At 65.4% G+C, this 14,822-nt stretch carries 12 protein-coding genes; 6 read left to right on the forward strand and 6 right to left on the reverse strand.

Going from position 1 to position 14,822, the window contains the following annotated elements; translation table 11 throughout:
• Positions 1-144 precede the first annotated feature (144 nt).
• On the reverse strand, positions 145-777 hold the full coding sequence (ttgR, locus tag POF53_RS20830) for an efflux transport transcriptional regulator TtgR (protein ID WP_028690203.1): 633 nt from the start codon (positions 775-777) through the stop codon (positions 145-147).
• Positions 778-1,024: 247 nt separating this feature from the next.
• On the opposite strand from ttgR, the gene ttgA reads away from it, so the two are divergent.
• The 5 genes from ttgA to POF53_RS20855 all read left to right on the forward strand — a co-directional run bounded on the left by ttgA (position 1,025) and on the right by POF53_RS20855 (position 9,551).
• Complete coding sequence (gene ttgA, locus POF53_RS20835; RefSeq protein ID WP_011535416.1) at positions 1,025-2,179, forward strand: toluene efflux RND transporter periplasmic adaptor subunit TtgA; 1,155 nt, start codon at positions 1,025-1,027, stop codon at positions 2,177-2,179.
• Positions 2,180-2,182: 3 nt separating this feature from the next.
• Positions 2,183-5,335: an efflux RND transporter permease subunit gene (ttgB, locus tag POF53_RS20840; protein WP_203647847.1), complete on the forward strand. Its 3,153-nt coding sequence runs from the start codon at positions 2,183-2,185 to the stop codon at positions 5,333-5,335.
• Positions 5,332-6,777, forward strand: coding sequence for an AdeC/AdeK/OprM family multidrug efflux complex outer membrane factor (locus POF53_RS20845; RefSeq protein ID WP_232854635.1), 1,446 nt, complete (start codon positions 5,332-5,334; stop codon positions 6,775-6,777). Before ttgB ends, POF53_RS20845 begins: the two co-directional genes overlap by 4 nt.
• A 324-nt stretch (positions 6,778-7,101) precedes the next feature.
• Complete coding sequence (locus POF53_RS20850; protein ID WP_498969238.1) at positions 7,102-8,355, forward strand: OprD family porin; 1,254 nt, start codon at positions 7,102-7,104, stop codon at positions 8,353-8,355.
• Between the two features lie 212 nt (positions 8,356-8,567).
• A complete protein-coding gene (locus POF53_RS20855) occupies positions 8,568-9,551 on the forward strand; it encodes a LysR family transcriptional regulator (RefSeq protein ID WP_232854637.1) in 984 nt (327 codons plus the stop codon).
• Here the strand turns inward: POF53_RS20855 and POF53_RS20860 are convergent.
• Complete coding sequence (locus POF53_RS20860; RefSeq protein ID WP_498969241.1) at positions 9,451-10,137, reverse strand: Crp/Fnr family transcriptional regulator; 687 nt, start codon at positions 10,135-10,137, stop codon at positions 9,451-9,453. The two genes, POF53_RS20855 and POF53_RS20860, sit on opposite strands and share 101 nt — an antisense overlap.
• Before the next feature lie 92 nt (positions 10,138-10,229).
• Here POF53_RS20860 and POF53_RS20865 point away from each other — a divergent pair, with 92 nt between their 5' ends.
• Positions 10,230-10,754, forward strand: coding sequence for an Mpo1 family 2-hydroxy fatty acid dioxygenase (locus POF53_RS20865; protein WP_203647851.1), 525 nt, complete (start codon positions 10,230-10,232; stop codon positions 10,752-10,754).
• 141 nt (positions 10,755-10,895) lie between these two features.
• Here POF53_RS20865 and pcaC read toward each other — a convergent pair whose 3' ends face one another.
• From pcaC to POF53_RS20885, 4 genes are read right to left on the reverse strand one after another with little or no spacing between them, the layout of a single operon-like run.
• Positions 10,896-11,288 (reverse strand): 4-carboxymuconolactone decarboxylase, encoded by a 393-nt coding sequence (pcaC, locus tag POF53_RS20870; RefSeq protein ID WP_203647852.1) that lies wholly within the window; start codon positions 11,286-11,288, stop codon positions 10,896-10,898.
• Between the two features lie 10 nt (positions 11,289-11,298).
• Entirely contained in the window at positions 11,299-12,090 is a 792-nt protein-coding gene (gene pcaD / locus POF53_RS20875) for a 3-oxoadipate enol-lactonase (protein ID WP_232854639.1), read from the reverse strand.
• A gap of 12 nt (positions 12,091-12,102) precedes the next feature.
• Positions 12,103-13,455: a 3-carboxy-cis,cis-muconate cycloisomerase gene (locus tag POF53_RS20880; RefSeq protein ID WP_232854640.1), complete on the reverse strand. Its 1,353-nt coding sequence runs from the start codon at positions 13,453-13,455 to the stop codon at positions 12,103-12,105.
• A gap of 9 nt (positions 13,456-13,464) precedes the next feature.
• Positions 13,465-14,754: an MFS family transporter gene (locus POF53_RS20885; RefSeq protein ID WP_203647854.1), complete on the reverse strand. Its 1,290-nt coding sequence runs from the start codon at positions 14,752-14,754 to the stop codon at positions 13,465-13,467.
• Positions 14,755-14,822: the final 68 nt, after the last annotated feature.

Below are 14,822 nucleotides of genomic sequence, written 5' to 3' on the forward strand. Positions count from 1 at the left end.
CCCGCGATAGGTCCGCCCTGGCGACATCATGGCCTGAGAGGGCTCATCGCGGGGCAAGTCGCATCGGCGCACCGCCGCTCCCACGTTATTAATTCTGCGTTAATAGGATGGGAGTAACACTTCCTCACAATCCTTAACAAAGTGTCATTTGCGCAAGCCCGGGCTCAAGCGCAGCATATCCAGCCCGGTATCGACCCATTTTTCGACATCGGCCAACAGATCGAAGCTGTCCGGCAGCAGCAGCCAGCGGCCGATCAGGCCATCCACATAGGCAAACATGGCCACGGCAGCCCGATCGATATCGAGCTCCCCGGGCAACTGGCCACGACGTACGGCATTGCCCAGGGCCAAGGCGATGCTCTGATGGCAGTCCAGCACCGCGCCCTGGCGTTGCTGGCGAATCTCACACATGTCGTCGGTGAACTCGCACTTGTGATGCAGGATTTCATTGATACGCCGGGTACGGGCATCGAGCACCAGCTCGTTGAACACTTGCAGCAACAGCTTGCGCATGCAGCCGAGCGGGTCGAGTTCGTCCTCGCTTTCACTGGCCCGGGCCAGGTGGTCATGGGTCTCGTGCAGGCTGTCGAGCAGCGCCTGCACCAGCTCCGCCTTGTTGCTGAAATGCCAGTAGATTGCCCCGCGGGTCACCCCCGCGAGCTCGGCGATGTCGGCCAGGGTGGTGCGCGCGACCCCGCGCTTGTAGAAGGCCTTTTCCGCCGCCTCGATGATCTGGGCACGGGTTTCCTGGGCTTCTTCTTTGGTTCGACGGACCATGGCAGTACAACCTCATCAGGCCCCGCCTGCGCATCCGGCGGGCGGGAATCAGGCCGGGGCAGGCGCTACATGGGCCGCTCCCGGGTGCATGTGGACGATCCGCGGCGACTCACCGACGGTATTTACAAACAACCATGAATGTAAGTATATTCCTTAGCAAGCTATTTATCCACCGGATAGCGTTTTTCTCATAAGACACTTCCACTATATTCTTGAGCTCCCTTGCTCCTGCGACCCGAGGATCCTCATGCAATTCAAGCCAGCCGTAACCGCCCTGGTTTCCGCCGTGGCCCTGGCAACCCTGCTCAGTGGCTGTAAGAAAGAGGAAGCCGCGCCAGCGCCCCAGGCTCCTCAGGTCGGCGTCGTGACCGTGCAACCGCAAGCCTTCACCCTGACCTCGGAACTGCCGGGGCGCACCAGCGCCTACCGTGTGGCCGAGGTTCGTCCGCAGGTGAACGGCATCATTCTCAAGCGCCTGTTCAAGGAAGGCACCGACGTCAAGGAAGGGCAGCAGCTCTACCAGATCGACCCGGCCGTCTACGAGGCGACCCTGGCCAACGCCCAGGCCAACCTGCAGGCTACCCGCTCGCTGGCCGAACGCTACAAGCAACTGATCGACGAGCAGGCCGTCTCCAAGCAGGAATACGACGACGCCAACGCCAAACGATTGCAGGCCGAGGCCTCGCTCAAGAGCGCCCAGATCGACCTGCGCTACACCAAGGTGCTGGCGCCGATCAGTGGCCGCATCGGTCGCTCCTCGGTCACCGAAGGCGCCCTGGTGAACAACGGCCAGACCAACGCCATGGCCACCATCCAGCAGCTCGACCCGATCTACGTCGACGTCACCCAGTCCACCGCCGAGCTGCTCAAGCTGCGCCGTGACCTGGAAGGCGGCCAACTGCAGAAGGCCGGCGACAACGCCGCCCAGGTGCAGCTGGTGCTGGAAGACGGCAGCCTGTTCAAGCAGCAGGGTCGCCTGGAGTTCTCCGAAGTCGCGGTCGACGAGACCACCGGTTCCGTCACCCTGCGCGCGATCTTCCCCAACCCCGACCACACCCTGCTGCCCGGCATGTTCGTCCATGCGCGGCTCAAGGCCGGGGTCAACGCCAACGCCATCCTGGCCCCGCAACAGGGCGTGACCCGCGACCTCAAGGGCGCGCCGACCGCGCTGGTGGTCAACCAGGAGAACAAGGTCGAACTGCGCCAGCTCAAGGCCAGCCGCACCCTGGGTAGCGACTGGCTGATCGAGGAAGGCCTGAACCCGGGCGACCGTCTGATCACCGAAGGGCTGCAATTCGTGCGACCGGGCGTCGAGGTCAAGGTCAGCGAAGCCACCAACGTCAAGAAGCCGGCCGGCCCTGCTCAGGCCAACACGGCCAAAGCCGACGCCAAAGCGGAGTAAACCATGTCGAAGTTCTTTATCGATCGCCCGATCTTCGCCTGGGTGATCGCCCTGGTGATCATGCTGGTCGGCGCCCTGTCGATCCTGAAGCTGCCGATCAACCAGTATCCGAGCATCGCCCCGCCGGCCATCGCCATCTCCGTGACCTACCCGGGCGCCTCGGCGCAGACGGTGCAGGACACCGTGGTGCAGGTGATCGAGCAGCAGCTCAACGGTATCGACAACCTGCGTTATGTGTCGTCGGAAAGTAACTCCGACGGCAGCATGACCATCACCGCCACCTTCGAGCAGGGCACCAACTCCGACACCGCGCAGGTCCAGGTCCAGAACAAGCTGAACCTGGCCACCCCGCTGTTGCCGCAGGAAGTGCAGCAGCAAGGTATCCGCGTCACCAAGGCAGTGAAGAACTTCCTGCTGGTGATCGGCCTGGTGTCCGAAGACGGCAGCATGAGCAAGGACGACCTGGCCAACTACATCGTCTCCAACATGCAGGACCCGATCTCGCGGACCGCGGGCGTCGGTGACTTCCAGGTGTTCGGTGCGCAGTACGCCATGCGCATCTGGCTGGATCCGGCCAAGCTGAACAAGTTCCAGCTGACCCCGGTCGACGTGCGCACCGCCGTGGCCGCGCAGAACGTCCAGGTCTCGTCCGGCCAGCTCGGCGGCCTGCCGGCACTGCCGGGTACCCAGCTCAACGCCACCATCATCGGCAAGACCCGCCTGCAGACCGCCGAGCAGTTCGAGAAGATCCTGCTCAAGGTCAACAACGACGGTTCCCAGGTCCGCCTGGGGGATGTCGCCACGGTCGGCCTGGGCGGCGAGAACTACGCCATCAGTGCCCAGTACAACGGCATGCCGGCCTCGGGCCTGGCGGTCAAGCTGGCCACCGGCGCCAACGCCCTGGACACCGCAAAGGCGCTGCGCACCACCATCAGCGACCTGGAGCCGTTCTTCCCGCCGGGCGTGAAGGCCGTGTTCCCGTATGACACCACCCCGGTGGTCACCGAATCGATCAGCGGGGTGATCCACACCCTGATCGAGGCCGTGGTCCTGGTGTTCCTGGTGATGTACCTGTTCCTGCAGAACTTCCGCGCCACCATCATCACCACCATGACCGTGCCGGTGGTGTTGCTGGGTACGTTCGGCATCCTTGCCGCCGCCGGCTTCAGCATCAACACCCTGACCATGTTCGCCATGGTCCTGGCCATCGGCCTGCTGGTGGACGATGCCATCGTCGTGGTGGAGAACGTCGAGCGGGTGATGTCCGAGGAAGGGTTGCCGCCCAAGGAGGCGACCAAGCGCTCCATGGAGCAGATCCAGGGCGCCCTGGTGGGTATCGCCCTGGTGCTGTCGGCGGTACTGCTGCCAATGGCGTTCTTCGGCGGTTCCACCGGTGTGATCTATCGCCAGTTCTCCATCACCATCGTCTCGGCCATGGGCCTGTCGGTGCTGGTGGCGCTGATCTTCACCCCGGCCCTGTGCGCCACCATGCTCAAGCCGCTGAAGAAGGGCGAGCACCATGTGGCCAAGCGCGGCTTCTTCGGCTGGTTCAACCGCAACTTCGACCGCAGCGTCGTCGGCTACGAACGCAGCGTCGGCACCATCCTGCGCAACAAGATCCCGTTCCTGCTGGCCTACGCCCTGATCGTGGTCGGCATGATCTGGTTGTTCGCGCGCATCCCCACCGCGTTCCTGCCCGAGGAAGACCAGGGCGTGCTGTTCGCCCAGGTGCAGACCCCGGCCGGCTCCAGTGCCGAGCGCACCCAGGTGGTGGTCGACCAGATGCGCGAGTATCTGCTCGACAAGGAAGCCGATACCGTGGCATCGGTGTTCACCGTCAACGGCTTCAACTTCGCCGGTCGTGGCCAGAGCTCGGGCATGGCGTTCATCATGCTCAAGCCGTGGGACGAGCGCTCGAAGGAGAACAGCGTGTTCGCCCTCGCCCAGCGCGCGCAGATGCACTTCTTCAGCTTCCGCGACGCGATGGTGTTCGCCTTCGCCCCGCCGGCGGTGCTCGAACTGGGTAACGCCACCGGCTTCGACGTGTTCCTCCAGGACCGCGCCGGCGTCGGCCACGCGAAACTGATGGAAGCGCGCAACCAGTTCCTGGCCAAGGCCGCGCAGAGCAAGATCCTCAGCGCCGTGCGTCCGAACGGGCTGAACGACGAGCCGCAGTACCAACTGACCATCGACGACGAACGCGCCAGTGCCCTGGGCGTGACCATCGCCGACATCAACAACACCCTGTCGATCGCCCTGGGCGGTAGCTACGTCAACGACTTCATCGACCGTGGCCGGGTCAAGAAGGTCTACATCCAGGGCGAGCCAAACTCGCGGATGAGCCCGGAAGACCTGCAGAAGTGGTACGTGCGCAACGGCAAGGGCGAGATGGTGCCGTTCTCCTCCTTCGCCAAGGGCGAATGGAGCTATGGCTCGCCGAAGCTGTCGCGCTACAACGGCGTTGAGGCGGTCGAGATCCTCGGTACCCCGGCACCGGGCTACAGTACCGGTGAGGCCATGGCCGAAGTCGAGCGCATCGCCGGCGAACTGCCAACCGGCATCGGCTTCTCCTGGACCGGCATGTCCTACGAGGAAAAACTCTCCGGCTCGCAGATGCCGGCGCTGTTCGCCCTCTCGGTGCTGTTCGTGTTCCTGTGCCTGGCAGCGTTGTACGAAAGCTGGTCGATCCCGATCGCGGTGGTGCTGGTCGTGCCGCTGGGCATCATCGGTGCACTGCTCGCCACCAGCCTGCGCGGGTTGTCCAACGACGTGTACTTCCTGGTCGGCCTGCTGACCACCATCGGCCTGGCGGCGAAGAACGCCATCCTGATCGTCGAATTCGCCAAGGAACTGCACGAACAGGGCAAAAGCCTGTACGACGCGGCCATCGAGGCCTGCCGTATGCGTCTGCGCCCGATCATCATGACCTCCCTGGCGTTCATCCTCGGCGTGGTACCGTTGACCATCGCCAGCGGCGCCGGCGCCGGCAGCCAGCACGCCATCGGTACCGGTGTGATCGGCGGCATGATCAGTGCGACCGTGCTGGCGATCTTCTGGGTACCGCTATTCTTCGTCGCAGTGTCGTCGCTGTTCGGCAGCAAAGAGCCGAAAGAACACGCCACCCCTGAAACTCCACGTTATGAGGCTGGGCAATGACCAAGTCTTTGTTGTCCCTGGCGGTAACCGCCTTCATCCTCGGCGGCTGCTCGCTGATCCCCGACTACCAGACGCCTGAGGCGCCGGTGGCGGCGCAGTGGCCGCAAGGCCCTGCGTACTCGCCGACCGAGTCGGCCAACGTCGCCGCGGCCGAGCAAGGCTGGCGCCAGTTCTTCCACGACCCGGCGCTGCAGCAGCTGATCCAGACCTCGCTGGAAAACAACCGCGACCTGCGCGTCGCGGCGTTGAACATCGACGCCTACCGCGCCCAGTACCGTATCCAGCGCGCCGACCTGCTGCCGGCCGTGACGGCCAATGGCAGCGGCAGCCGCCAGCGGATGCCGGCCAACATGTCGCAGACCGGCGAATCCACCATCAGCAGCCAGTACTCGGCCACCCTCGGTGTCAGCGCCTATGAGCTGGACCTGTTCGGCCGTGTGCGCAGCCTGACCCAGCAGGCCCTGGAAACCTACCTGTCCAGCGAGCAGGCGCGCCGCTCCACGCAGATCAGCCTGGTGGCCAGCGTGGCCAACGCCTACTACACCTGGCAGGCCGACCAGGCGCTGCTGAAGCTGACCGAAGAAACGCTCAAGACGTACGAAGAGAGCTACAACCTGACCCGCCGCAGCAATGAGGTGGGCGTGGCTTCGGCGCTGGACCTGAGCCAGGCCCGCACCGCCGTCGAAGGCGCGCGGGTCAAGCTGTCGCAGTACCAGCGCCTGGTCGCCCAGGACCTGAACAGCCTCACCGTGCTGGTGGGCACCGGCGTGCCGGCCACCCTGCCCAAGCCGCTGGAGCTCAATGCCGACCAGCTGGCCGAAGTGCCGGCCGGCCTGCCGTCCGACATCCTGCAACGTCGTCCGGACATCCAGGAAGCCGAGCACCTGCTCAAGGCCGCCAACGCCAACATCGGCGCCGCCCGCGCCGCGTTCTTCCCGAGCATCAGCCTGACCGCCAACGCCGGTACCCTGAGCCCGGACATGGGCGGGCTGTTCAAGGGTGGCTCGGGCACCTGGCTGTTCCAGCCGCAGATCAACCTGCCGATCTTCAATGCCGGTAGCCTCAAGGCCAGCCTGGACTACTCGAAGATCCAGAAGGACATCAACGTCGCCAAGTACGAGAAGACCATCCAGACCGCCTTCCAGGAAGTCGCCGATGGCCTGGCCGCACGCAAGACGTTCGAAGAGCAGTTGCAGGCGCAACGCGACCTGGTGGCGGCGAACCAGGACTACTACCGCCTGGCCGAGCGTCGCTACCGCATCGGCATCGACAGCAACCTGACCTTCCTCGACGCCCAGCGCAACCTGTTCAGCGCCCAGCAGTCGCTGATCGGCGATCGCCTGTCGCAGCTGGTCAGCGAGGTCAACCTGTACAAGGCCCTCGGTGGCGGCTGGTACGAACAGACCCAGCAGCAGGCCTCGATCCAGACGCCGAAAGGCTGATTGGAGCGGTAACGGCATCAAGCCCACCCTTGCGGTGGGCTTTTTGTTGCCCGCACGGGCCTCATCGCGGGGCAAGCCCGCTCCCACGTTGCTCTTCAACCTGAGGTATCGCAACGTGGGAGCGGGCTTGCCCCGCGATGCCGGTCGGCCAACATTACGTTCGATAATCGCCCCATTCCGCGTTCCGCGAATTGCCTCGCCCCCACCCTCCCCCGCACCATCGCCCACGCAACGTTGCACAAGCTCTCTCTAAAGACGCCCGACCCTGCGGCCCGCACCCGCAGCGCACCGGCTCGCCCAATAAAAACAAGAGATCCACGACAGATGAGCACTTTGCAACCCGCACGCCAGCTGCTGCCGGGCCTGTTGGCCCTGTCCTGCGCCTTGCCCGCCGTCGCCGCCGAAAGCGGTTTTCTGGAAGACGCCAAGGCCAGCCTCAACCTGCGCAACTTCTACATCAACCGCAACTTCGTCGACCCGGCCAACCCCCAGGGCAAAGCCGAGGAATGGACCCAGAGCTTCATCCTCGACGCCCGTTCCGGCTTCACCCAGGGCACCGTTGGCTTCGGTGTGGACGTGCTGGGCCTGTACTCGGTCAAGCTCGATGGCGGCAAGGGCACGGCTGGCACCCACCTGCTGCCGGTGCATGACGATGGCCGCCCGGCCGATGATTTCGGCCGCCTGGGCGTGGCCTTGAAAACGCGCCTGTCGCAGACCGAGCTCAAGGTCGGCGAGTGGATGCCGGTGCTGCCGATCCTGCGCTCGGACGATGGCCGCTCGTTGCCGCAGACCTTCCGCGGCGGCCAGTTCACCTCCAAGGAGCTCGACGGCCTGACTCTGTATGCCGGCCAGTTCCGTGGCAACAGCCCACGCAACGACGCGAGCATGGAAGACATGTTCATGCAGGGGCGCGCCGGCATCACCTCCGACCGCTTCAACTTCGCCGGTGGCGAATACAGTTTCAACGACAAGCGCACGATGGTCGGCCTGTGGGACGCCCGCCTCAAGGACATCTACCGCCAGCAGTACCTGAACCTGCTGCACAGCCAGCCCCTGGGCGACTGGACCCTGGGCGCCAACCTGGGCTACTTCCTCGGCAAGGAAGACGGCAGCGCCCGCGCCGGCGATCTCGACAACCGCACTGCCTCGGCCATGCTCTCGGCGCGCTACCAGGGCCACACCTTCTACGTCGGCCTGCAGAAGGTCAGCGGCGACGACGCCTGGATGCGGGTCAACGGCACCAGCGGCGGTACCCTGGCCAACGACAGCTACAACGCCAGCTTCGATAATGCCAAGGAGCGCTCCTGGCAGGTGCGCCATGACTTCAACTTCGTCACCGTGGGCATCCCCGGGCTGACCCTGATGAACCGCTACATCAAGGGTGACAACGTGCATACCGGCGGGGTGGACGATGGCAAGGAGTGGGCCCGCGAGACCGAGCTGGCCTATGTGGTGCAGGCCGGGACGTTCAAGGACCTGTCGGTGAAATGGCGAAACTCGACCATGCGCAGGGACTTCAGCAGCAATGCGTTCGACGAGAACCGGTTGATCGTCAGTTATCCGCTGAACCTGCTTTAGCAGGTCTGGCCTCTTCGCGGGTAAACCCGCTCCCACAGGGACAGCACAGCCTTGGAGTCCAGTGTTATACCTGTGGGAGCGGGTTTACCCGCGAAGAGGCCGGTGGCCACACTAAAGAATCTAAAGGAATATATAAATCAAATAACATTCTTTGACGTTATATATGGCAACCCGCTAAAACCGAGCCCTGATCCCCGCACCAGAGCCCGAGCATGGACCTCCGTCAACTGCGCTATTTCATCGCCCTCACCGAATACCGCAGTTTCGTCCGCGCCGCCGAAGCCATGGGCATCACCCAACCTGCCTTCAGCCGCGCCATCCAGAACCTCGAGCAGACCTTCGGCTGCGCCCTGGTCGATCGCGCCAACAAGTCACTGCCCCCTACCCCCGAGGGGCAGGTGGTACTGCAACACGCCCGCCGCCTGGTGCAAGGCGCGGCGCAGTTGAACAACGACGTGCTGCAGATGACCAAGCTCGATGCCGGCGAACTGCATTTCGGCAGTGGCCCGGCCCTGGCCGTGCGCCTGGTGCCCCAGGCCCTGCAACAGTTCATCGATCGCCACCCAGGCATCCGCACCGCGCTGCTGGTGGACAACGCCGAACGCCTGAGCCAGGCGCTGCGGCGAGAGCAAATCGAGTTCTTCGTCGATGACGTGCGCCCCTTCGAGGCCGATCCGAACTTCCACACCGAAGCGCTGACCCCGCGCCCCGGCCTGTTCTTCTGCCGCCCGGGTCACCCATTGCTGGCCAAGGACAGCCTGTCGACCAACGACCTGTTCGCCTACCCACTGGCCAGTGCGCTGCTGGCGCCGGGCGTGCGCAAGCGCCTGGCCAACCTCAGCGGACGCAGCGACTTCACCCCCCACCTGCAGACCGAGCACCTGGCGGTGCTGCGCAGCGTGGTGCTGGCCAGCGACGCCATCGGCACGGCCAGCGAGGAGGCGGTGGCCGAGGACCTGGCCACCGGCGATCTGGTGCGCCTGCACTGGCGCAACCTGCCGCCGGGCCTGGAGGTCCTCAGCGTGCGCTGCGGGGTGATCAGCCGCAGCGGCTATCGCCTGTCACCGGCGGCGCGGGCGATGATCGACACCCTGGTCAGCCTGGATGCTGCCCCATCGCCCGCAGACGCCGGGCATCGACAATCTCCACCTCGCCATAGCCCAGGCGCACCACGCCGGACTGCTCGAAGCTCCTGAGGATCTGGTTGATGGTCTGGCGCGACAGCGACAACATCAGCGCCAGCTGTTCCTGGGACACCTGCAACCGCCACTGGGCGACATCGCGCTCGCCATAGCCTTCGGCCATCTGCAGCAGGCGCTGGGCCACCCGCGGCGCGGCGGCCAGCAGGCTCTGCTGCTCCAGGGCAACGAACACCCAGCGCAACTTGTGGCTCATCAGCAAGGCCAGGTCGCGCCAATGCACAGGCTCGCGCGCCAACCACTCGAGCAGCGGCGCCTGGGGGATCCACAGCAGGCGCGTCGACCCTTCGGCATAGGCGTCGTGGGTACGCGGCTGGCCGTCGAACAGGCTGATCTCGCCAAACCAGTGGGGCGACTCGACCAGCGTCAACAGTGCCTCCTTGCCCTCGCTGCTGACCGCGCCGACCCGCATCGCCCCCTCCAGCACCGCATACAGGCCACAGGGCGCATCGCCACGCTGGAACAGGCATTGCCCCGGCGCCAGCTCGCGCGCACGGCCCAGGGCCAACAGGCTATCCTGAACGGTAGTGGGCAATTGCCGGAACCACTGACCATGCAGCAGCTGGGTACGCGGATCGTGCATGGTGCCTCGCAAAACGAACTCTGTCGGCCAGGCGACAGACGACGGTGACTGAACAGGGGCAAGCTGCGCTCACCCCTGATGGAGGAACAACAATGAAAAACCTCGTCGAGCACCTGAGTCAATACGCGGCCTACCACCGCGATCCACGCAACATCGCCACCCACTTCATCGGCATTCCGTTGATCGTGCTGGCGGTGACCATCCTGCTGTCGCGCCCCGGCTGGGACCTGGCCGGCGTCTGGCTGTCGCCGGCGCTGTTGCTGGCGGGCTGGTCGGTGTGGTTCTACCTGCGCCTGGACCTGCGCTTCGGGCTGGTGATGGGCCTGCTGCTGGGGCTGTGCCTGTGGGCCGGCCAGGCACTGGCCGTGCAGAGCACCGGGCTGTGGCTGAGTGCCGGGCTGGGTGCGTTCGTGGTGGGCTGGATCATCCAGTTCGTCGGACACTGGTATGAAGGACGCAAGCCGGCGTTCGTCGATGACCTGAGCGGACTGATCATCGGGCCACTGTTCGTGGTGGCGGAGCTGGCGTTCATGGCCGGGCTGTGCCCTGAGCTGAAAAAGGCCGTGGAGGCCAATGCCGGGCCGGTGGCCATCCGCCAGAAGAAAGCGGCGATCTGACCCCACCTCGAGGCCTGTAGGAGCGGCCTTGTGCCGCGAAAGGGCCGCAAAGCGGCCCAGCAGTTTCAGCGCCCCCCGCGATGGGGCTGCTACGCAGCCCATTCGCGGCACAAGGCCGCTCCTACAGGGAAGCGCGCAAGCCTACAGCCGCGACTCCACCCCCAGCTCATCCCACACCGACTCGGCCAGGTGGAACGTGGCGTTGGCCGCCGGGATCCCGCAGTAGATCGCGCTCTGCATGATCACTTCCTTGATCTCTTCGCGCGTCACGCCATTGTTGCCGGCGGCGCGCAGGTGCAGCTTGAGTTCGTCGTTGCGGTTCATGCCGATCAGCATGGCGATGGTGATCAGGCTGCGGGTATGCCGCGCCAGGCCGGGGCGCGTCCAGATATCGCCCCAGGCATGCCGGGTGATCATCTCCTGGAACTCGCCGTTGAAGTCGTTGAGCTTCTCCAGGCTGCGGTCGACATGGGCGTCGCCCAGCACCGCACGGCGTACCTGCATGCCCGCCTCGTAGCGTTGTTTCTCGTCCACGGTGTACTCCTCAGCGGCTCGACAGGAAGTCGAGCATACGGCGGCTGAACGGCGCGCCGATCTCGACATTGGACAGGTGCGCCGCCGCAAACTCCACGTACTCGGCGCCGAGGATGCCGGCCTGCATGAAGCGACCGTGCTCGGGGGTGGTCACCGCATCGGCGCTACCGGCGACAATCAGGGTCGGCACCTGGATCTGGTTGAGCTGGTCACGGAAATCGGCATCGCGCACCGCGGCGCAATTGGCCGCGTAGCCCTCCGGCGAGGTCTGCGCCAGCATCTGGCAGATGCGCAGGGTACGCTCCGGTTCGGCGGCGGCGAACGCCGGGGTGAACCAGCGGGCGATGGAGGCATCGCGCAAGTCGGCCATGGCCTGCCGGCCCCCCGCGAGCACGGTGTCGATGCGGGTGTTCCACACTTCGTCACTGGCGATCTTCGCCGCCGTGTTGCACAGCGCCAGGCTGAGCAGGCGGTTACCCGCGTTGATGCCCAGCCACTGACCGATCAGACCACCCATGGACAGGCCGATGAAATGGGCCTTCTCGATATCCAGGGCGTCGAGCAGGGCCAGCACGTCGCCACCGAGTTGCTCGATGCTGTAGGGGCCCTCGGTGACCAGCGAACCGCCATGCCCCCGGGTGTCGTAGCGCAGCACACGGAAATGTTCGGCCCAGGCCGGGATCTGCGCATCCCACATGTGCAGGTCGGTGCCCAGCGAGTTGGACAGGACCAGCACCGGCGCATCGTCCGGACCGTCGAGTTGGTAATGCAATGCGCCATCGGCCAGTTGCAGGTGCGCCACAGCGGTCTCCTTTCAGGCAGTGAATCGTTGATGTTCGGCCACGGCGCGTGCCACCCAGACACGCGCCTGGCCGAGGTAATGGGCAGGGTCGAGCAGACGGTCGAGCTCCTCAGCGGACAGTTCGGCGCTGACCTGCGGTTCGTCGCCCAGCACGGCACGCAGGTGGCGCCCCTCGGCCACGGCGCGCTGGCAGCATTGCTCCAGCAGGTGATGGGCACGCTCGCGCCCCAGGCGCTGGGCGAGCACGATACTGACCGCCTCGGCCAGCACCAGGCCCTGGGTCAGGTCCAGGTTGCGACGCATGCGGGCGGCGTCCACCTCCATGCCCTCGGCTATCAGCTGCGCCTGGCGCAGGGCGCCGGAGACCAGGCAGCAGATTTCCGGCAGGGTTTCCCATTCGGCATGCCACAGGCCGAGGCTGCGCTCGTGCTCCTGGGGCATCGCGGTGAACAGGGTCGAGACCAGCCCCGGCACGCGGGTGGCGGCACCGATCAGCACCGCCGCGCCCACCGGGTTGCGCTTGTGCGGCATGGTCGAGGACCCGCCCTTGCCCGGCGCGCCGGGCTCGAACAACTCACCCGCCTCGGTCTGCATCAGCAGGCTGACATCCCGGCCGAACTTGCCCAGGCTGCCGGCGACCAGGCCCAGTACCGAGGCGAACTCCACCAGGCGGTCCCGCTGGGTGTGCCACGGCTGTTCGGGCAAGGACAGTTTCAACTGAGCGGCCAGGGCCTCGGCCACCGGCAAGGCCTTGCTGCCCAGCGCCGCCAGGCTGCCGGAGGCGCCGCCGAACTGCAGCACCAGCAGGCGCGGGCGCAGTTCCTTGAGGCGCTGGCGATGACGGGTCAGGGCGCCAAGTACACCGGCCAGCTTCATCCCCAGTGTCACTGGCGTCGCATGCTGCAGCCAGGTGCGCCCCACCAGCGGCGTGTCGGCATGCTGCAGCGCCTGGCGGGCCAGGGTGTCGGCCAGCTTGCCGAGGTCGCGGTCGATCAGCGCCAGGGCGTCACGCAGTTGCAGCACCAGGCCGCTGTCCATCGCATCCTGACTGGTTGCGCCCAGGTGCACGTAGCGCTCGGCCTCGGGCACGCCGCTGGCGACCACCTTGCCCAGGGCCTTGACCAGCGGAATCGCCGAGTTGCCGGCAATGGCGATGGCATCGGCCAAGGCACGCACGTCATAGCGCTCGGCCTTGCAGGCCGCCTCGATGGCGCTCACCGCGGTGTGCGGCACCAGTCCGGCACCCGCCTCGGCACGGGCCAGGGCGGCCTCGAAATCGAGCATGCCCTGCAGCCGGCCACGGTCGGAGAAGATCTCGCGCATGGCCGGCGCGGTGAAGTAGGCATCGAACAGTTGGTTGCTCATGCAACGTCCTTAGTGATCATGGTGCAGGTACGCCGCTTGCTTGGGCAGGCGCAGGCTGAACAGGAAGGCCACCGCCATCATCGCGGTCACGTACCAGTAGAAGGTGTTCTCCATCCCTAAGGTTTTCAAGCCCAGTGCCACGTATTCGGCGGAACCGCCGAACACCGCGTTGGCCACGGCATAGGCCAGCCCTACCCCCAGCGCACGGACCTGCGGGGGGAACATCTCGGCCTTCACCAGGCCGCTGATGGAGGTGTAGAAGCTGACGATGCACAGCGCCAGGGTCACCAGCACGAAGGCCATGAACGGGCTGCTCACGGTCTTCAGCGCCATCAGCAACGGCACGGTGAAGATCGTCCCCAGGGCGCCGAACAGCAGCATCGAATTGCGTCGGCCAATGCGGTCGGAGAGCATGCCGAACACCGGCTGCAGGATCATGAACACGAACAGCGCGCCGGTCATGACGAAACTGGCGCTCTTGGCGTTCATGCCGGCGGTGTTGACCAGGTACTTCTGCATGTAGGTGGTGAAGGTGTAGAAGATCAGCGAGCCACCGGCGGTGTATCCCAGCACTGTGATGAAGGCGGCGGCATGGTTGCGAAACAACCCGCTGATGGTGCCGGCGTCCTTGTCCTGGCGGGTCTCGGCGCTGCTGGTCTCCTTCAGCGAGCGACGCAGCATCAGCGAGATCAGCGCGGCGATGGCGCCGACCACGAACGGGATGCGCCAGCCATAAGCGCGCAGCTCATCCTCGCTGAGCAGTTGTTGCAGGATCACCACCACCAGCACCGCCAGCAATTGGCCGCCGATCAGGGTGACGTACTGAAACGAGGCGAAGAAGCCGCGCTGGCCGCGCAAGGCCACTTCGCTCATGTAAGTGGCGGTGGTGCCGTACTCGCCGCCCACCGACAGGCCCTGGATCAGCCGTGCCAGGAGCAGCAGCGCCGGTGCCCAGGCGCCGATGCTGGCGTAGGTGGGCAGGCAGGCGATGATCAGCGAGCCGCCGCACATCATCAGCACCGAGATCATCAGCGAATTCTTGCGCCCGTGACGGTCGGCCAGGCGGCCGAAGATCCAGCCACCGATGGGGCGCATCAGGAAGCCTGCGGCGAACACACCGGCGGTGTTGAGCAACTGCACCGTGGGGTCGTCGGAGGGGAAGAAGGCCGGGGCGAAGTAGATCGCGCAGAAGGCATAGACATAGAAGTCGAACCATTCGACCAGGTTGCCCGACGAGGCGCCGACGATGGCGAAGATCCGCTTGCTGCGTTCTTCGCCGGTGTAATAGCTGGAAGTCATGGTGTTTTTACTCCTGGGAGGTCACTGCAAAGTCTAGACATACCCAGTAACAATCTCGTTCCCTGCCG

Origin of the sequence: Mitsuaria sp. RG (assembly GCF_028369275.1) — a bacterium.
Lineage (GTDB): Bacteria > Pseudomonadota > Gammaproteobacteria > Pseudomonadales > Pseudomonadaceae > Aquipseudomonas > Aquipseudomonas peradeniyensis.

Coding starts and splice junctions, on each gene's coding strand:
- ttgR (WP_028690203.1), bottom strand. CDS start 777: ATGGTCCGTCGAACCAAAGAAGAAGCCCAGGAAACCCGTGCCCAGATC.
- ttgA (WP_011535416.1), top strand. CDS start 1,025: ATGCAATTCAAGCCAGCCGTAACCGCCCTGGTTTCCGCCGTGGCCCTG.
- ttgB (WP_203647847.1), top strand. CDS start 2,183: ATGTCGAAGTTCTTTATCGATCGCCCGATCTTCGCCTGGGTGATCGCC.
- POF53_RS20845 (WP_232854635.1), top strand. CDS start 5,332: ATGACCAAGTCTTTGTTGTCCCTGGCGGTAACCGCCTTCATCCTCGGC.
- POF53_RS20850 (WP_498969238.1), top strand. CDS start 7,102: ATGAGCACTTTGCAACCCGCACGCCAGCTGCTGCCGGGCCTGTTGGCC.
- POF53_RS20855 (WP_232854637.1), top strand. CDS start 8,568: ATGGACCTCCGTCAACTGCGCTATTTCATCGCCCTCACCGAATACCGC.
- POF53_RS20860 (WP_498969241.1), bottom strand. CDS start 10,137: ATGCACGATCCGCGTACCCAGCTGCTGCATGGTCAGTGGTTCCGGCAA.
- POF53_RS20865 (WP_203647851.1), top strand. CDS start 10,230: ATGAAAAACCTCGTCGAGCACCTGAGTCAATACGCGGCCTACCACCGC.
- POF53_RS20880 (WP_232854640.1), bottom strand. CDS start 13,455: ATGAGCAACCAACTGTTCGATGCCTACTTCACCGCGCCGGCCATGCGC.
- POF53_RS20885 (WP_203647854.1), bottom strand. CDS start 14,754: ATGACTTCCAGCTATTACACCGGCGAAGAACGCAGCAAGCGGATCTTC.